The organism is Aestuarium zhoushanense, from assembly GCF_056431045.1.
Genome location: NZ_JBWKMA010000023.1, coordinates 414,061 through 431,953 on the forward strand (window position 1 = coordinate 414,061; position 17,893 = coordinate 431,953).

General features: G+C 56.5%; 18 protein-coding genes. 8 read left to right on the plus strand and 10 right to left on the minus strand.

Annotated features, from left to right (window positions below; genetic code table 11):
- Nucleotides 1-85: 85 nt before the first annotated feature.
- Nucleotides 86-1,126: an NAD(P)/FAD-dependent oxidoreductase gene (locus AC07ED_RS13740; RefSeq protein ID WP_105234032.1), complete on the minus strand. Its 1,041-nt coding sequence runs from the start codon at nucleotides 1,124-1,126 to the stop codon at nucleotides 86-88.
- Between the two features lie 47 nt (nucleotides 1,127-1,173).
- On the opposite strand from AC07ED_RS13740, the gene mnmC2 reads away from it, so the two are divergent.
- A complete protein-coding gene (gene mnmC2, locus AC07ED_RS13745; RefSeq protein ID WP_105234031.1) occupies nucleotides 1,174-1,842 on the plus strand; it encodes a tRNA (5-methylaminomethyl-2-thiouridine)(34)-methyltransferase MnmC2 in 669 nt (222 codons plus the stop codon).
- Entirely contained in the window at nucleotides 1,839-2,726 is an 888-nt protein-coding gene (locus AC07ED_RS13750; protein WP_105234030.1) for a DMT family transporter, read from the plus strand. The genes mnmC2 and AC07ED_RS13750 overlap by 4 nt, the downstream gene beginning before the upstream one ends.
- Here the strand turns inward: AC07ED_RS13750 and AC07ED_RS13755 are convergent.
- Nucleotides 2,710-4,764 carry a lytic transglycosylase domain-containing protein gene (locus tag AC07ED_RS13755; protein ID WP_245918102.1) on the minus strand — a complete coding sequence of 685 codons (2,055 nt, stop codon included), beginning with the start codon at nucleotides 4,762-4,764 and terminating at the stop codon, nucleotides 2,710-2,712. The genes AC07ED_RS13750 and AC07ED_RS13755 overlap by 17 nt on opposite strands.
- A 142-nt stretch (nucleotides 4,765-4,906) precedes the next feature.
- Here AC07ED_RS13755 and dapA point away from each other — a divergent pair, with 142 nt between their 5' ends.
- Both dapA and AC07ED_RS13765 read left to right on the plus strand, forming a co-directional pair.
- Nucleotides 4,907-5,779: a 4-hydroxy-tetrahydrodipicolinate synthase gene (gene dapA, locus AC07ED_RS13760; protein ID WP_105234029.1), complete on the plus strand. Its 873-nt coding sequence runs from the start codon at nucleotides 4,907-4,909 to the stop codon at nucleotides 5,777-5,779.
- A complete protein-coding gene (locus AC07ED_RS13765; protein WP_478242306.1) occupies nucleotides 5,776-6,654 on the plus strand; it encodes a DMT family transporter in 879 nt (292 codons plus the stop codon). The genes dapA and AC07ED_RS13765 overlap by 4 nt, the downstream gene beginning before the upstream one ends.
- A gap of 2 nt (nucleotides 6,655-6,656) precedes the next feature.
- On the opposite strand, the gene AC07ED_RS13770 is transcribed toward AC07ED_RS13765, so the two are convergent.
- A complete protein-coding gene (locus tag AC07ED_RS13770) occupies nucleotides 6,657-7,103 on the minus strand; it encodes an ion channel (RefSeq protein WP_105234028.1) in 447 nt (148 codons plus the stop codon).
- A gap of 108 nt (nucleotides 7,104-7,211) precedes the next feature.
- Between AC07ED_RS13770 and smpB the strand changes: the two genes are divergently transcribed.
- The 3 genes from smpB (at nucleotide 7,212) to AC07ED_RS13785 (ending at nucleotide 9,862) form a co-directional block, all read left to right on the plus strand.
- A complete protein-coding gene (smpB, locus tag AC07ED_RS13775; RefSeq protein WP_105234027.1) occupies nucleotides 7,212-7,688 on the plus strand; it encodes an SsrA-binding protein SmpB in 477 nt (158 codons plus the stop codon).
- Nucleotides 7,689-7,772: 84 nt separating this feature from the next.
- Nucleotides 7,773-8,678, plus strand: coding sequence for a 3-mercaptopyruvate sulfurtransferase (sseA, locus tag AC07ED_RS13780; RefSeq protein ID WP_245918101.1), 906 nt, complete (start codon nucleotides 7,773-7,775; stop codon nucleotides 8,676-8,678).
- A complete protein-coding gene (locus tag AC07ED_RS13785) occupies nucleotides 8,678-9,862 on the plus strand; it encodes an amino acid aminotransferase (RefSeq protein ID WP_105234025.1) in 1,185 nt (394 codons plus the stop codon). The genes sseA and AC07ED_RS13785 overlap by 1 nt, the downstream gene beginning before the upstream one ends.
- A gap of 127 nt (nucleotides 9,863-9,989) precedes the next feature.
- Here AC07ED_RS13785 and AC07ED_RS13790 read toward each other — a convergent pair whose 3' ends face one another.
- Nucleotides 9,990-11,324 carry an ammonium transporter gene (locus AC07ED_RS13790; protein ID WP_105234024.1) on the minus strand — a complete coding sequence of 445 codons (1,335 nt, stop codon included), beginning with the start codon at nucleotides 11,322-11,324 and terminating at the stop codon, nucleotides 9,990-9,992.
- 25 nt (nucleotides 11,325-11,349) lie between these two features.
- Nucleotides 11,350-11,688 (minus strand): P-II family nitrogen regulator, encoded by a 339-nt coding sequence (locus AC07ED_RS13795; RefSeq protein ID WP_067552058.1) that lies wholly within the window; start codon nucleotides 11,686-11,688, stop codon nucleotides 11,350-11,352.
- A gap of 260 nt (nucleotides 11,689-11,948) precedes the next feature.
- Between AC07ED_RS13795 and AC07ED_RS13800 the strand changes: the two genes are divergently transcribed.
- Nucleotides 11,949-14,084 carry a transglycosylase domain-containing protein gene (locus AC07ED_RS13800; RefSeq protein WP_105234023.1) on the plus strand — a complete coding sequence of 712 codons (2,136 nt, stop codon included), beginning with the start codon at nucleotides 11,949-11,951 and terminating at the stop codon, nucleotides 14,082-14,084.
- A gap of 3 nt (nucleotides 14,085-14,087) precedes the next feature.
- On the opposite strand, the gene AC07ED_RS13805 is transcribed toward AC07ED_RS13800, so the two are convergent.
- From AC07ED_RS13805 to AC07ED_RS13825, 5 genes are all read right to left on the minus strand, one after another.
- Complete coding sequence (locus AC07ED_RS13805) at nucleotides 14,088-14,411, minus strand: DUF3775 domain-containing protein (RefSeq protein ID WP_105234022.1); 324 nt, start codon at nucleotides 14,409-14,411, stop codon at nucleotides 14,088-14,090.
- 73 nt (nucleotides 14,412-14,484) lie between these two features.
- Nucleotides 14,485-15,213 carry an SDR family NAD(P)-dependent oxidoreductase gene (locus AC07ED_RS13810; RefSeq protein WP_105234021.1) on the minus strand — a complete coding sequence of 243 codons (729 nt, stop codon included), beginning with the start codon at nucleotides 15,211-15,213 and terminating at the stop codon, nucleotides 14,485-14,487.
- Between the two features lie 2 nt (nucleotides 15,214-15,215).
- Nucleotides 15,216-15,758 (minus strand): DUF3833 family protein, encoded by a 543-nt coding sequence (locus tag AC07ED_RS13815; protein WP_105234020.1) that lies wholly within the window; start codon nucleotides 15,756-15,758, stop codon nucleotides 15,216-15,218.
- 10 nt (nucleotides 15,759-15,768) lie between these two features.
- Nucleotides 15,769-16,527, minus strand: a complete 759-nt coding sequence (locus AC07ED_RS13820) for a DUF1365 domain-containing protein (protein WP_105234019.1) — start codon at nucleotides 16,525-16,527, stop codon at nucleotides 15,769-15,771.
- Complete coding sequence (locus AC07ED_RS13825; protein ID WP_105234018.1) at nucleotides 16,524-17,825, minus strand: NAD(P)/FAD-dependent oxidoreductase; 1,302 nt, start codon at nucleotides 17,823-17,825, stop codon at nucleotides 16,524-16,526. The genes AC07ED_RS13820 and AC07ED_RS13825 overlap by 4 nt, the downstream gene beginning before the upstream one ends.
- Nucleotides 17,826-17,893: the final 68 nt, after the last annotated feature.

The window sequence follows — 17,893 nt, forward strand, 5'->3', positions numbered from 1 at the left end:
CTCATCGATGCGGATAAGATGGCGCAAAGCCCATTTCAATCAAGGTCAGCAACCTGTGTTGCTGCGGTCGCCACACCGTCAATAGCTAAAGGCTATCCTCGGGCCTGAACCCATCTGGGATATGATCGATACCCTCCAAAATCAGATCAGCCATAACCGCGCCGACTTTCGGTGCCATCCCAAAGCCGATTTTAAACCCACCATTCGCAACAAAGGCACCATCAACAACGGGATGCAGACCCAACATAGGCGCACGGCTCTTTGCCCGAGGTCGAACCCCAGCCCAACGTTCGATCACCTGAGCCCCGTCAAGAACTGGGAAGGCATCAATCGCTCGCGCGATGACGTCTTCGATCTGGTGATCCACTGCGTCAGGGCTTTCGAAATCACGTTCACTCGTCGAGCCAATCGCAACGGTCCCATCAGCATGCGGCACAATGTGCAAACTATCGGCAAAGAGCTGCGGTAGGTCAGCAGCATCATAGCGTAGCAAGGCCGCCTGCCCCTTCACGCCGCCGCCAACTGATTTACCCATCTGTTCCGACAATTCCACCATGCCGCGCCAGCCCGTTGCATAGACGACTTGCCCTTCGGGTTTCGCCTCAGAAACGACCTCACCACCCATCGCAATGATCCCAGCCGCCAAAGCACGGGTCGCTCGCCGTGGATGGATGCGCGCGGTCAATGTATCGAACACCACCAGTCCCAAGTCGGATTTCGGCGCCCAAGCCCCGAACTGGTCAGCAGGTAAGACCGACCATTCTGCCTTTCCTTGCCACAGATGGGCGGCGGAAACGGCTCGGGCTTGCGCCAAAGCAACAGCCCGATCATCCGCCAAGGGTTGAACCCGCCCCGACCGCAAATATCCGCAGCTTTCACCGGAAACCCGTTTAACGTCGGCCCAGAACGTTTCTGCCATTATCAAACTATCGAATTGGAACGCCTTTTTTGTGTTCCAATTCTCCGGCACGTGCGGAGCTAATGCTCCGACAAGGCCACCGGACGAACCCGACGCAACCCCGTTCGGATCGATTACGCGGACCTTTGCGCCCCGCGAGGCACAGGCGTAACCAACAGCAAGCCCAAACGCACCTGCACCATAGATCGTTACATCAACCGTTGCCATTTTTTCGCCTCACGTTCATCTTCGCCGCAACCCTAAGGCAGAGCACCATGAACAACCAGCCGCAAGCAGAGCTTGAATGGCGCGACGGAACGATCCCGATCTCGCGCAAGTTTGACGATCCCTATTTTTCGCTCGACAACGGACTTGCAGAAACGCGTCACGTTTTCATTGACGGCAATGATCTGCCCCAGCGCTTTGATGGCGATTTTCAGATCGGTGAATTGGGTTTCGGCACTGGCCTGAATTTTCTTACCGCTTGGAAAGTATGGGAAGAAGCAGGCTCACTTGGCACGCTAACCTTCACCACATTTGAAGCCTTTCCGATGGCAATCATGGACATGCAAAACGCTCTCACCGCTTTTCCAGAGGTCGCCCCTTGGGCCGCGAAAATGATCGATGGGCTGAACAAAGGGGACACCAGATTCGGCCCCGTCACGCTCAATATTGTCGTTGGAGATGTCCGCCAGACCCTGCCCCAATCCGACCTAATGGCAGACGCATGGTTTCTCGACGGATTTAGCCCTGCGAAAAACCCAGAAATGTGGGGCGCGGACCTGATGGCTGAGGTAGGCCGTCACACTGCGCAGAACGGTACTGCGGCAACCTACACCGCTGCAGGTCACGTCAGACGAGCGCTCGAGGATGCAGGTTTTGTAGTGACCCGAACCGCTGGCTATGGCCGCAAACGGCACATGACACGGGCGATAAAACCTTGATCGAACAAAACAACAAAAAGGGCGTCTGGCTCATGGTCTTGGTGACGCTGATTTTTGCAGCCCAAGACGGTGTCTCGCGTCATTTGGCGCAAAGCTACGACGTCCGAATGATCGTGATGGTTCGGTTTTGGTTTTTTGCCGCCTTTGCATTAACCATCGGGTATCGTCAAACGGGCTCACTTTTGGGCGCACTGCGCACGTCCCAACCCCTTGCCCAAGCCTTTCGCAGCATCCTGATTGTCGCAGAAATCTGCATCATGCTGGTCGCCTTCGTTCGGCTAGGTCTGGTTGAAAGTCACGCCATTTTCGCCAGCTATCCGCTTTTGATCGCCGCACTATCAGGACCGATTTTGGGCGAGAAGGTCGGTTGGCGCCGCTGGTCCGCAATCGGGATCGGGTTTCTCGGCGTTTTAATCATCCTCAACCCGTCTGGCGGGGTGTTTTCGCTCAACTCGTTCTGGGCTGTCACGGCATCGCTCATGTTTGCGATGTATGGCCTGATGACCCGCTACGTGTCGCGCAAGGATGCGTCGATCACGTCTTTCGTCTGGATGGGCGTCACGGGGTGCATCGCGATGACTGCCGTTGGCATTTGGCATTTAGAACCGATGACCGTGGCCGACAGTGGGTGGATGGCAACGCTCTGCGTGGTGGGCCTCTTGGGGCACTACCTGTTGATCCGTGCATACGAAGTGGCCGAAGCCAGCGCGATCCAGCCCTTCGCTTACCTCCAGCTCCCCTTTGCCTCAGCGATTGGCATCTTTGTTTTCGGCGATCTTCTACGCACCAATGTGACCATTGGCGTGTCGATCGTCGTTTGCGCAGGTGTCTTTACCTTGCTTCGGGAACGGATGAAGGCGCGCCGACCTAAGGTCGCGTCATAGGACGCGGAGCCGTCATTGGTGCCAAGTCCGACGCTTGCTCAATGGGGGCCGAAGGTTCATCCCCCGTCCACGGCCGTGCGACGGGGCGCAGCAATGGCTTTTCGCCGACCAGCAGTTCAGTGAAACGGATCGGCCCCGTTTGACCCGACAAACGCGCACGATAAATCGGTAATGATTCCGTGACGCGCTGCACATAGTTGCGCGTTTCGCGGAAGGGGATCATTTCGATCCAGTCGATAACATCAACCTCGCCAAGTCGCGGATCACCTCGCTCTTCCATCCATTCACGAGGGCGACGCGGACCAGCGTTATAGCCCGCCGCAATCATCACTGGGGTCGGGCCGAATTGTTCCTCAAGCCCCGCCAAATACTGCGAACCGAGTGTGGCGTTATACTGCCAGTCAGCCGTCAAACGACCACGGCTGTAGGGCAGGCCCAGCTCATTGGCCACGTCCTCTGCCGTGCCGGGCATAAGCTGCATCAGACCGAGCGCGCCAACTGCGCTGCCCACCACAGGGTTAAACTCGCTCTCACGTCGCGCAATGGACAAGGCCAGTTCAGGCTCGACTGGCAGGTCCATATTTCGCAGGTCATGCATCGGGAACAATAACGCAGGCAGGATGATCCCTCGCGCCGTTGCGGATTTGCCGATCAACAAGGCAAAGAACGGTTCATTGCGGCGAAGCAACTCTTCACCAAGTGTTCCCAATGACGTCCGATCCAGACTGCGTCCAAGTTGGGCAAAGAACAGCACCGCCGACCCACGTTCATCCGCATCCAGTAGGTAAAAGGCAGCGCGTACGGATTCGTCCTGAGACAAAGCCGAGCCAGCGAAGTCGGGGAAATCTTCTTGGCCCAAAATCGAAGGGTCGAGCGATTGGCCGAGCTTCTCGCCAGCTAACAGACCATAGAACGCCGTTTGATGTTCTGCCGCGTCGCTGTAAGCCGCCTCGGCATTCATACTATCACCGAGCGCCTCATAGGTGCGACCCAGCCAATACCCCGCGCGACCATCCGAAATAGGGCTTTCGACGGCGACTTGCAGAGCGAGGAAGTGACGCAACGCAACTTCTGGGCGGTTCAGAAACCGTAGTGCGACGTAGCCAGCGAGCCACTCTAGATCAGCATAGGATTCCCCGTCAGATGGCGTCAGATGATGCTGTGCGGCCAGCCGATACGCACTTTCATATCGCCCTTCGCGCATCTCCCAACGGGCATGGGAACGGCGCCAACTCGACCAACGATAGGGTTGGCTCAATAGGCCAACATCTGAGCTTCGTTCACGCAGGATGGTGATCGCATCAGTGCGGTCGCCACGGTCAGACAGGAAATTGAACCGATCGTAGGCCAGACCAACATCGTTCAAGAGCGCAACAGGTACAGCTTGGAGCTTATCCCCCCAGTCGGGCGATTTTCGGATTAACGCAGCCCGTGCTTCCATCAACGCTCGCTGATCGGAAGGCAGGAACGAGAATAGACGTTCTGCGTCGTCCGTTTTCCAACGCCACAACATCGCATCGGCGCGCTGGACATGAATATCCGCGAGATCAGGACCAAACGCAGCCAAGATCAAATCGTTCTCTTCCTCGGTCAGCCCATACCGCAGCCAAATTCGTCGAATGGTTTCCCGCGCGGCCTCTGTCTGGCCGACAGCCCGTTGTGCAAGCGCGAGCCGATACCCGCCCATCCCCGTTTCGGGGTCATGCCCCTCCATCCAACTCAGAATCAGGTTCGGGTCCGTGTCATCGTCGATGGCTGCTTCGCCACGTGCACGCACACGGTCCATTCCTGGCCAGCCGTCGTGGTCAGCTTGAAAGGCGACGTAGTCAGCAAACGGTTGATCTTCACCACGTAGACGAGTCCAAGTGATCAGGTCATGCGCCAGCAGATCCAAGCCAACCAAACGGTAGGCCGCGTCCCAATTTTCGTCCTCTCCTGCCGCAAAGGCATTAGACAAAAGCGTTTCTTCAGCCAAACCGCTTATTGGCGATAGGACCGACAGACCGATCGCAATCAGACTGGCACGCAATTGGTTCATAGATTCCTGCCCTTTTTAGCACAGGGTAGCTGTCGTATCACAAAGCACAACTCACAAACTTGGCAATCGGCCGAAAGGCGTCTAGGTTCCGCCCGTTTTCACACGGGGCGACTCAAACCCCTCAACGACAAGGAAGCGTGTCATGCTCAAAGGATCGATGCCAGCATTGGTAACGCCGTTCAAAGACGGCCAAGTGGATCTCGACACGCTCAAGAAGCTTGTCGATTGGCATATTGACCAAGGTAGCCACGGCATCGTTCCTGTTGGCACCACAGGCGAAAGCCCGACGCTCAGCCACGAAGAACACGATCTGGTCGTTGCAACTGTTGTACAGCAGGCAGCTGGCCGCGTTCCTGTTGTGGCAGGTGCTGGTTCGAACAACACCATCGAATCCGTCCGTCTTGTCCAAGCTGCGAAAGACGCGGGCGCTGATGCAGCTCTTGTTGTAACTCCGTATTACAACAAACCGACCCAGCGCGGCCTGATTGCTCACTTTGAAGCAACCGCCAAAATCGGCCTACCGATCGTGATCTACAACATCCCAGGTCGTTCGGTCGTCGATATGACCCCCGCAACCATGGGCCAACTGGCGAAATTGCCTGAAATCATCGCTGTGAAAGACGCGACGGGCGATCTGTCCCGCGTACCGAAATGCCGTATCACCTGCGGCCACGACTTCATCCAACTTTCGGGCGAAGACGCGACTGCGCTTGGCTTTAACGCGCACGGCGGTCTGGGCTGTATCTCGGTCACCGCGAACATCGCGCCGAAGCTCTGCGCTGATTTCCAGAACGCGACGCTTGCTGGCGATTACAAAACCGCGCTTGAGATCCAAGACAAACTGATGCCGCTGCACGAAGCCGTCTTTATCGAGCCGGGCGTTGCAGGTGCGAAATACGGTATGTCGCTCTTGGGCCTGTGCTCGCCAGAAGTGCGCTCTCCATTGACTGAACTCGAAGACAGCACCAAAGAGCGCATTCGCGCTGCAATGGTCCACGCTGGACTTCTGAATTGAGCGCAAAGGCAAACGCCGGTCGGGAAGCCCTGATCGGTAGCCTTTTCATGATCACTTCGATGGCGTTCTTCGCCGTCGAAGATACATTTCTAAAACTCGCCACTGCCGAACTCCCCAAAGGTCAGGCCGTCACGATGACGGGCTTCATTGGGATGCTGATTTTCGCGGTACTTGCTTTCCTCAACAAACAGCCGCTTTGGACCCGTGCCTATGTCAGCCCGACAATGCGCGTGCGGGCCGTGTTCGAAATCAGTGGGCGACTGTCTTATACCTTGGCGTTTATGCTTGCGCCGCTTCTGACGGCGACAGCAATTCTCCAAGCCACGCCATTGGTGGTCGTCGCTGGAGCGGCCCTGTTTCTAGGCGAACCCGTTGGCATTCGGCGCTGGATCGCGGTGATCATCGGCTTCGTAGGAGTTATGTTGATCCTCCGCCCGTGGGGAGCAGAGTTTGACATGCTCACACTACTCGCCGTCCTTGGTATGCTGGGTTTTGCTGGGCGCGATTTGGCGACCCGCGCCTCTCCCCCGTCGCTCAGCAACTTTCAGCTGGGCATTTCAGGCTACCTGATGCTGACGATAGCGGGCCTTTTGATTTGGACCGCGGACCCACGACTGGTTGCACTGAACCCGCATCAAGCATTGCTACTCACTATCGCGATTAGCGGTGGCGTTTTTGCCTACTACGCCCTCACGACCGCCATGCGTCGAGGCGACGTGGCCAGCGTAACACCATGGCGCTACAGCCGTCTCATTTTCGGCGCAGCTATGGGCGCGTTTATGTTCGGCGAATCTTTTGACACGATGACCCTCGTCGGCAGCGTCATTGTCGTGGGAAGCGGTCTTTTCACCCTGTTCAGGGCACGTCGAAGATAACGTCAGCCAATTGGCGGACGCATCGCTTCAATCTGACTTTTACGAATGTAGCGCATGGTTTCCACCATGACCGCTGTTGTAAACCCGATGTTGAGCAGACCGTTCGTCGCGGCCAATCCGCCCAACAGTTCCCAATCATGGGGGAGCAACACATCCCCGAAACCAAGCGTCGTAAAACAGGTCAACGAGAAATAGACCGCCATTTCGATCGTTTCGAACAGGTCGAGCACCCACATCACCGCCGCCCAAAGCCAAACGCTCAACGTGACTTGGGCCAGAATCGCGCATGATGCCGCTGACAAGAGGAACAGCAATTTGGGGCTGTGCGGCTCTCGGCGCAGCCAACCCGACAGCCTCTGGATCGACACCTCCAAGACGAGGAACGTGACGCCAGCCATGAAAATGGAGACGAGCATCAATACGGTGCCGATGGAAAGCTGAAGAAACATAAAAGAGCGCCTGATTTTGGTTGGTGTCAGTTTACCCGACCTTTGCAGCGATGCCAGCACCCTATCCGACTTGCAGCACATGGCCCAAAGGCATATCTGAGGACCACTATGGCAAAGAAACCTGAAAATAAGAACTACAAGGTCATCGCCGAGAACCGGCGTGCCCGCCACGACTACGCGATCGAAGAAGATCTCGAAGTCGGGATCATTCTCATGGGCTCCGAAGTAAAATCGCTTCGCGTGGGTCAATCGAACATCGCCGAAAGCTATGCGTCGGTTGAGGATGGCGAACTGTGGCTGATCAACGGGTATATCGCGCCATACGAACAAGCCAAAACATGGGGCCACGAAGAACGTCGTCGGCGCAAGCTGCTGTGTTCGCGCCGCGAACTCGCGCGCCTTTGGAATGCGACCAAACGCGAGGGCATGACCATCGTGCCGCTGGTGATGTATTTCAACGACCGTGGCTTGGTGAAACTGAAGATCGGAATCGCCAAAGGTAAAAAGTTGCACGACAAACGCGCGACCGATGCGAAACGCGATTGGGACCGTCAAAAGCAGCGTTTGCTGCGGCATAACGGATAATCGCCGCCTTTCTGGGCAGTTCACGCCGATTTTTTCGGAAAGCGTCCGCTTTCCCTTGCCTCATAAAATTACCCGCGATAGGGGATGCCGGACCTTTTCCCGCGCAGGCAAGGGGCGCATGGCATGACAGAGACATTCAAAGACGATCCTAAAACACTCGTTTCGACAGAGTGGCTGGCCGCACACCTCAAGGATGCGGACCTGCGGATTTTCGACGCGTCGTGGTTTCTTCCGACTGTAGATCGCGATCCAAAGGCTGAGTTCGACAAAGAACACATCCCTGGTGCGCGTTTCTTTGACATCGACGAAATCGCGGACCTGCGGTCTGACCTACCACATATGGTCCCGCCCGTAGAGAAATTCATGAGCCGCGTCCGCGCGATGGGTGTTGGCGACGGCCACCAGATCGTTGTCTACGACAGCAGCGGATTATTCTCGGCTGCACGCGTTTGGTGGATGTTCCGCTTGTTCGGTCAGTTCAACATCGCGGTTCTGGACGGCGGCCTTCCGAAATGGAAAGCAGAGGGACGCCCTCTGACTGATACCCCAGCCACGATCCGCGATCGTCATATGATGGTCGACGTTCAGCACCACTTGATCAAAGACGTGACCCAAGTGGCCCGCGCATCGAAACTCCGCGATCACGAAATCATCGATGCCCGCGCCGCGCCGCGCTTCCGTGGTGAAGCCGCCGAGCCGCGCGCTGGACTTCGTTCGGGCCATATCCCAGGTGCAAAGAACGTCCCGTTCAACACGCTTTTGCACGCTGACGGCACGATGAAACCCGTCGCTGAACTGCGCCACGTGTTCGAAGCTGCTGGCGTCGACCTATCCAAACCCGCCATTACCTCTTGTGGTTCGGGCGTCACAGCCGCTGTGCTGTGCCTCGCTCTCGAACGCACAGGTAAAACCGATCACTCTCTTTACGATGGCTCATGGTCCGAATGGGGCATGTACGCCGACCTTCCTCTCGCAACCGGAGACGCATGATGCTGGAGCATCTCACCGAACAACCCGCCGACAAAATTCTGATGCTGATGCAGGCATTCCGCGAAGATCCGCGCGACACCAAGATCGACCTTGGCGTTGGCGTGTATAAAAACGCAGAAGGCGTCACTCCGGTTATGAAGGCCGTGAAGGCCGCAGAAAAGAAAATCTGGGAAGAGCAGGAATCGAAGTCCTACACCTCTTTGGCTGGCGAACCGCTCTACATCGAGGGCATGATCAAGCTCGTCCTCGACGGTGCTGTTGATCGTTCGCGCATCGGCGCTGTCACCACACCGGGTGGCACAGGCGCGATCCGTCAGGCGATGGAACTGATCAAAAAGACCTCGCCGCAAGCCACCGTTTGGGTGTCGAACCCAACTTGGCCGAACCACGTGTCGATCCTGAACTACCTCGGCATGCGCCACACGGCTTACACCTACTTCAACACCGAAACACGTGACGTTGATTTCGACGCCATGATGGCCGACTTGGCTGGTGTGAAATCGGGCGACCTCGTGCTGCTGCACGGCTGCTGCCACAACCCGACGGGCGCAAACCTGACACTTGACCAGTGGAAAGAGGTTGTTGCCCTGATCAACGAAAAAGGTGCAGTCCCGTTCATCGACCTCGCTTACCAAGGTTTCGGCGACGGCCTCGAAGCTGACGCTCTTGCAACGCGTCTCGTTGCTGCAAACGTCGGCGAATGCCTGATCGCCGCGTCCTGCTCCAAGAACTTCGGTATCTACCGCGAACGTACAGGCATCCTGATGGCAATCGCTAAGGACGCCGCGACCGCGAAGCTGTCGCAAGGGATGCTGCAATTCCTGAACCGTCAGAACTATTCGTTCCCGCCGGATCACGGTGCACGCGTTGTTGCAACGATCCTCGGTGATGATGCTCTGCGTCAGATGTGGATCGACGAACTCGAAGAAACCCGTTTGTCGATGCTGACCCTGCGCCAGCAACTGGCTGATGAACTGAAACGTCTGACCAACTCGGACCGTTTCGACTTTATCGCAAAGCACCGCGGCATGTTCTCTCAGATCGGCACGACACCCGAGAAGGTCGAAGTCATGCGCGCTGAATCGGGCATCTACATGGTGTCGGACAGCCGCTTGAACATCGCAGGCCTGAACGCGACAACTGTTCCGCTCTTGGCCAAGGCGATTGTCGACGCTGGCGTCTAATCGGCTCGCTTAAACAGAACAAACGCCCGTCGCATCTGCGGCGGGCGTTTTCGTTTGCACCCTTAGGCAAAAGAAAACCCGGGCGCGAACGCCCGGGCCTTTGTCGTCAAACTGATCGGAAGGGAGATCAGCCTTTCGAGAACTCAGGGTAAGCTTCCATACCCAGTTCAGCCATGTCGAGGCCGTTGATCTCGTCTTCTTCGCTGACGCGGATACCGGTGACAGCTTTGAGGATGAACCAAACGATACCGGACACGACGAAGGTGAAGATACCGACAACCAAGATACCATAGAGCTGAGTGCCGAAGGATGCATCAGGGTTGGTGAACGCTACAGCGATGGTGCCGTAGATACCGCAGACGAGGTGAACAGGGATCGCACCAACCACGTCGTCGAGCTTGAACTTGTCGAGCAGCGGAACAACGAACACTACCAAAAGACCACCGAATGCACCGATCAGAGTTGCTGCGCCGAGGGTCGGGGTCAGCGGTTCAGCGGTGATCGAAACCAGACCAGCCAGTGCGCCGTTGAGAACCATGGTCAGGTCGACCTTTTTGTAGAGAAGCTGGGTCAGGATCATTGCCGCTACCGAACCGCCAGCTGCTGCTGCGTTGGTGTTTGCAAAGATACGGGAGATGTCAGCCACGTCGCCCACAGTGCCCATAGCGAGCTGCGAAGCGCCGTTGAAACCGAACCAACCGAGCCACAGGATGAACGTACCCAGAGTTGCCAGCGACAGGTTGGAACCTGGCATCGGAACAGTGCGGCCGTCTTTGTATTTACCAATACGCGGACCGAGGATCAGCAGACCAGCAAGAGCAGCCCAACCACCTACAGAGTGAACAACGGTCGAACCTGCGAAGTCCATGAAGCCCATTGCGTCAAGGAAGCCACCGCCCCATTTCCACGAAGCCTGCAGCGGGTAGATGATCGCAGTCAGGACAACAGTGAAGGCGAGGAACGGCCACAGTTTGATACGCTCGGCGAGGGTACCCGAAACGATAGACGCAGTGGTTGCACAGAACATCAGCTGGAAGAAGAAGTCCGAACCAGTGGATGCATAGCCATAGTCATCAGCACCATCACGAGCAACGCCAACAGCTTCGAGTGCTGCAGTCGACCATACGCCCGACAGAACGCCGTCGATGGACCATGTGCCCAGCGGGTACATCAGGTTGTAGCCGATCAGGTAGTAGAAGATCGCTGCCAGAGAGAAGAGCGCGACGTTCTTGGTCAGCTGCATTGCGACGTTCTTAGTGCGCACAAGGCCAGCTTCGAGCATCGCAAAGCCAGCAGCCATCCAGAACACCAGAAAACCACCAACGAGGAACAGAAGCGAGTTAAGGATGAAGATGGTATCGGAAGCGGCATCAACACCTGCTACCGGACCTTCTTCCTGGGCAAAGCCCATAGCTGGAAGCGCGATCAGCGCGGCAGCCGGGAGGAGTTTAGTCAGTTTCATTTTAATTTCCCCTGATCCGATCGCGTCAAAGAGCGTCGTCGTTGGTTTCGCCGGTGCGCACGCGCAGCGCGCTCTCGACGTCGAGAACAAAGATTTTGCCGTCGCCGATTTTGTCGGTCTTCGCAGTCGATGCGATGGTCGAAACGATCTGGTCAGCCATGTTGTCAGGCACGACGATCTCTAGTTTGACCTTCGGAACAAAGTTCACTGCGTATTCAGCACCACGGTAGATTTCAGTGTGACCGGACTGGGAGCCAAAGCCCTTAATTTCGGTCACCATCATTCCGCGAACGCCAGCGGCGGTCACAGCTTCGCGGACCTCCTCCAGCTTGAACGGCTTGATAGTTGCGATAATGAGTTTCACGTTCTTCCCCTTACGAGTTATCTCGAACGACCCCAATCCGGATCGCGCAGTCACACTCAGCGGGTTAGATGCCCTTTTCTCAAGCAATCTGGGACTAAACGGGATGCCACATTAATGAGTTTGTGCCCAAAAATTATACAAATTGTGCGACTTGATTAAAAAATAGGCTTAAAGAAAACGCAACATTGGCGATTCTTGTCCCTCAACATTTCCCCTCAAGGCAGTTAGAATTGGCCTGAGGCATAACGAAAGAGCAGAAAATGAGCGGATCGGGACGCAAACGCCCAACGCTGGTTGCCGAGAATCGCTATTCGAACGCAACTGCACCCCAAAAGGCTGCGGCGCCTAAACCTGAGCCGAAGAAAAAGCCTGCCAAGCAGCCTCGCAAGAAGAAGGGGCCGCTGGGGTTCATTGGTGCATTCTTTGGGTTCGTGTTTCGCCTGATCTGGAGCATTTTCTGGCGCGGCACTGCGATCGTTAGCCTGATCATCGCAATCGCTGTCCTTTATACCTCGTCCAAATTGCCTAGCGCAGAGTCCTTGATCGATGGCCGCGCGCGGGGCTCCGTCACAATGCTCGACGTGAATGGGCAACAGTTCGCATGGCGCGGTGACCAATTCGCAGGCGCAATCACCGCTGACTCGGTTTCACCGAATTTGCGCAACGCCGTCGTCGCAACTGAGGACAAACGGTTTTACAGCCACTTTGGCATCTCTCCGCGCGGGATAGCAGGCGCGATCCGCTCCAACCTTCAGGACGGCAATGGTGCACTCTCTGGGTCGGGTGGTTCTACGATCACCCAGCAGACCGCCAAACTGTTGTGCCAAGGCCAACCGTTCGATTCCGCGAAATGGGCGAACGAAGCGGCATATGAAGCTGACTGCCGTCGTTCCACCCTGTGGCGCAAAGTCACCGAAGCGATCTACGCGATGGCGATGGAAGTCCGCTATACAAAGGACGAAATCCTCACGATCTACCTCAACCGCGCATATCTGGGCGCGGGTACTCGTGGCTTTGAGGCCGCGAGCCAACGGTATTTCAGCATTTCGTCGGCGCAAGTAAGCCCGGCCCAAGCAGCACTCCTTGCTGGCCTGCTCAAAGCGCCATCGTCCTATGCGCCAACGTCCAACCTTCAACGGAGCTGGGATCGTGCAAGCGTCGTTGTCCGCCTCATGGCCGATCAGGGATACATCACCGAGGCGCAAGCCCAAGACGCACTCGCCAATCCGGCGCAGCTGGCTGAGAACGCCCATGCGCGGCAAGGTGGCTATTATGCGGACTGGGTGATGGACACAGGTCCATCCTATTTCACCGATGACACCACCGAAGACGTCATCATTAAAACGACGTTTGATCCGCGCATCCAGCGGGCCGCCGAAGGCGCGCTAGATTGGGTATTCGAAAACAAAGTCCGCAAAGGCTCTGAGGCCCAAGCCGCAATCGTCGTCATGTCATCTGACGGTGCGGTCCGCGCAATGGTAGGCGGTCGCCAAACTACATCGGGCGGTGCGTTCAACCGAGCGACACAGGCCCTGCGTCAAACGGGGTCGCTATTTAAACCCTTCGTCTATGCGGCCGCCCTCGAACTCGGCCACAGTCCGATGGAGATCATTAACGACGATCCGCTGTGCATGAATATCGTGGGGTCTGGCGAATGGTGTCCGCAGAACTATGACCGTGAGTTCAAAGGTCCGATCACGCTGACCCAAGCGCTTTATGAAAGCCGAAACATCCCTGCGATCCTTCTTTCAGAAAGTGTTGGCCGTGATGCAGTGCAAAGCGTGGCAACTGGGTTCGGCATTAGCTCTGACCTTGCCGACGGTCCGGCCCTCGCGCTCGGCGTGTCCGAATCAACGCTGGTCGAAATGACCGGGGCCTACGCGGGCATCTTGAACGGCGGCTCTTCGGTCGCGCCCTATGGCCTCGTCGAACTAAGCCTACGCCGCAATCCCTCTGTGCCCCTCATGGGCGCTGGCGGCGGCATTGGCGAACGCGTCATTCGCGACGAAAGCGCCGCGCAACTGACGTGGATGATGCATCAGGTTATCGAACAAGGCACTGGTCAGCGGGCGAGAATCGACGGCTGGCAAATCGCCGGTAAATCCGGCACGACCCAAGGCGCACGCGATGCGTGGTTCATTGGCTTTACGGCTGACTACGTGACTGGTGTGTGGATGGGGTATGACAACAATACACCACTGTCTGGCGTAACGGGTGGCGGTCTACCCGCAGAGGTTTGGCACGAAACCATGACCCGCGTGTTGGATGGGATGATCCCGCTCCCGTTGCCAATGACCGCGCCCAGCGGCGAACCCGCTGGCCCTGTGATGTCGGACGAACAAGCCAAGTCGCTCATCGACCTGATTCTGCGCGATTTACAAAACGCTGGAAATTAACTTTCAGCCACCGCGATAGAGATCATCTTCGGCGTCCGAACTATCGATCCCCAATGCCTCTAACCCGCTCTCCAAGTGGTCAGCGAGGTGTGGCGACCCTTTAAGGTAATCTTCGGTTGGTGCGCTGGCCTCGGAAATGGCGGTCTTATAGGCTTCGGCATATTCTTCGGGTTCAAAGCTGCCGCGGCCAATCCAGAAGATCGCCACAAGCGCCGCTTGCTCTTCCTCGTTCAGACGACCGACAAAGCCGTCAAACTCGGCCTCGCCTCGATCAAGTTCACGCGCAAGGATGATCACCTCGGCGACTTTGTCAGATGTAATGTGCATCGCTGCCTCCCGTTCGCATGGATAGCAGTAACTTTGTGCCGATTAGCCGACCGTGGCTTTGATCTGTCGCAAATCAGAATATTCGGAAATAAAGCCAATCAGGCATCAGCTGTGACGCTCGGAAAAACCACGAAAACAATGTCGGAAAGCTGCGTTTGAACTTCCGGCTATTCATATGGTCGAACATCACGAGCGCCGCGTCTTCGGGCGACATAATGAACGGCATGTTGAACGTGTTCTTGTCGGTCAGTCGGGTACGAATAAAGCCTGGGTTCACCACCTGAACTTCTACCCCAGTTCGCTTGAGGTCGGACTTCATAGTTTCGGCCAACGAAATAATTCCAGCCTTTGAGGCCGAATAACCGATCGCGCCTGGCAAGCCACGAAACCCAGATAGAGATCCAGTGAGAACGATATGGCCCTCATTACGCTGCACCATGTCGGGAACGGTCGCGCCCAAAACGCGCATCGCCCCCATAAGGTTCACGTCAACCATGGTTTCCGCATCATCCGCGTTCCATTCGGTCGCGGCCATCGGCCAGTAGACGCCCGCGAGGAACACCACGCCGTCAACTGGACCGATTGAGGCCGCAGCGGCGCGAACGTTTTCGGTGTCATACACATCGACTGGCACTATCCGCGCAGGCCGTGACAGGCCAACAGATACGTCCTGAAGTCGCTCTTCTGAACGCGCCGACAGGATCAAATCCGCACCCGCATCGGACATAATTTCCGCGAGTGCCCGACCCAGTCCTTCGCTTGCGCCGATCAGCCAATAGGTTTTGCCAGCCCAGTCCCGCATCTTTACACCCGACGCATCGTCGCGATGAGTTCTCCGACCTTGATACCGAACTTTCGAAATTGCGACCTGTTCACCAGCTCACCTGACGGCGACGTATACATCCAATCCGTCACAGACAGGACATGCCCCCCCGCATCCTCGGTCAGTTTGATCTTGTAGTTCAGCACGATGGCAGAGCCCGCCTGACGACCCGTCGCTGTGCCAATCACATCAGGGGCAGTCGCGGTGATGGTGCCATCTTCCGCAACCTTCAGATCCCAATGGCGAAGCTGCGTAGCACCGCTATCATACTGGAATTCCTCTGTCATTTCGCCGGAATTTCCGTCCCATGATGCGTTGAACTGACCAAAAAACCGCGATGCAACACGCCCAAACGGACCATAAATCACACCACTGCACAGCATCTTTCCGTTCAAATCTGTACGTATGTCGATCGGACGGCCCGAGGGATAATCCTCAACCTTCTGCGCTGTAAACCCGAACCGCGCACTGATCAGTAGAACAACGGCAAAGGCGACGCAGATGCCTAGAAAAAACTGAACCATAACCTACCTCCTAACGGCTGACGTCTTGAACGGGTGGAACGGGGCGATCACGATATTTGGCACCTTTGCTTCGGAGCTTCATCGCCTGCCAAAGGATGAGCCCCATCACACGCAACGACCCCAATGGACGACGAAGATAAGCCTGCGCGATGTCCCGATTTCGCAGCGAACGGCGAGGGCCGCTTAGGGTCGCAACAACTCCACCGTCAGCACCGTCTCCAAATTCGATGACGATATCGACGGCGCTGAGGGTGATATCGAACCGGAACCTGTAGCCGCCCGAAATCGTCTGAAACGGTGACACATGGAAAATCTTCTGCGCTGTGACCCAACCATTTCGATTTAGCGGCGCAAGGTCATCGTGGTGACACAGATACGAATGCCGATCACCGAAGGTGTTGTTCACCTCGGCGATCACGACACGCAGAACACCATCGCGATCATGGCAGAGCCAAAAGCTGACAGGATTAAAGACGTAGCCCAAAGCGCGTGGTTGGGTCAGAAGCTGGATACGGCCCATCTGTCCGATCCCGTGCACATCCAGAACGCTGCGTACCCATGCAACACCCTGCCCCTGCTTGGGCGCCCCCCCATGGTCTACATCACGTACGGACCAAGGCCGCGCTGAATTTCGAGCAAAGCCCCACGGCGCACTCACCTCGACATCCATGTCCAGCAGCACATAGTCGATGGAGTAGCGAAATGCGTTTCGGATCGCGCCACGCCGCCCATGAAAGGTCTGCCCTTCGATGTAGTCTACAGGGATCATTCCGCCGCCACTCGAACGTTGGTTGCTGTATTGATACCCGCGACGACGTCCAAAGCGCTGGAGAGACCATCCTCGTGGAAACCGTTTTTCATCCAAGCGCCACAGAACCATGTGTTATCGGTGCCGTTAAATGCTGCGACCTCTTTCTGGGCTTCCAGCGCGCCAAGGTCATAAACAGGGTGGCGCAGTGTCACCTCGTCCCAGATCAAATCTTCGCGGATCGTTCGGTTCGAATTGAGCGTCACAAAATAGTCGTCGCCCGTTAACCACGATTGCAGCGAGTTCAGCCAATAGGTCAAATCAATCGGCTCATCTGTGCGGCCAGTAACTTCGGTGTAGTTCCACGACGACCAAACCGATTTATGGCGCGGCATGATAGATGCGTCGGAGTGCAGAACAACGCGGTTCGGCTGATACGCCATTTTCGAAAGCGCTGCCGTTTCGTGGGCACGCGGATCGACCAACATGCGCAGGCTATCGTCGGAGTGGGTCGCAAAGACAACGTCGTCGAAGGCCTCCCAATCTGCGCCGAACAACTTCACCTCGACACCACCCACCGTTCGACGCACTGCATCGACATAGGCTCCAGTACGGATCTCAACGCCACGCGCACGCATTTGCGCCTCGAGCCGAGTAACATACGACCGCGACCCGCCCTCAACCGTGTACCATTGATGCTGACCTGTATGGCTAAGCAACGCGTGATTTTCGAAGAACTGCATCATGGCGTAGGCAGGGAATTCCATGATTTTCTCGACGGGTGTTGACCAAATGGCGCCCGACAGTGGCAGGATATACCGTTCCGCAAACCACGACCCGACGCCGAGTTTGTCGAGCATTCCGCCGACAGTCATTGTCTGGTCAGACTTCGCAATGCTCAGGGCACGGCTGTTGAACCTAAAGATGTCGCTGATCATGCGAAGGTACCGCGGGTTCAGCGCGTTCTTCTTCTGCGCAAAAATCGCCGACAGGTTCTTTAGCCCGTATTCAAAACGTCCGCCGTCAATTGACGCACCAAAACTCATGTCGGACTTCACTACTGGCACGTCCAGTTCATCGAACAATGCCGTCAGATGCGGATAGTTCGCGTAGTTGAACACGATAAAACCGGTATCCACGAGATCGGCACCGTCGCGGCCGGCTGGACGAGTGCGTGCGTGCCCGCCGATTGATGCCTCTGCCTCGAGCAATACGACGCGATGATGTTGAGCGAGGTTATAGGCTGCACCCATGCCGGAAATACCCCCGCCGATGACTGCGATAGTTCTTGGGGCGGGGGTTAGGCTTTCAAATGGCATCGATATCTCCGAACTTGGTTATTGGTGTTACGGTCCAAACAGGTTTTTGGATGAAACTCTTTCGCGAG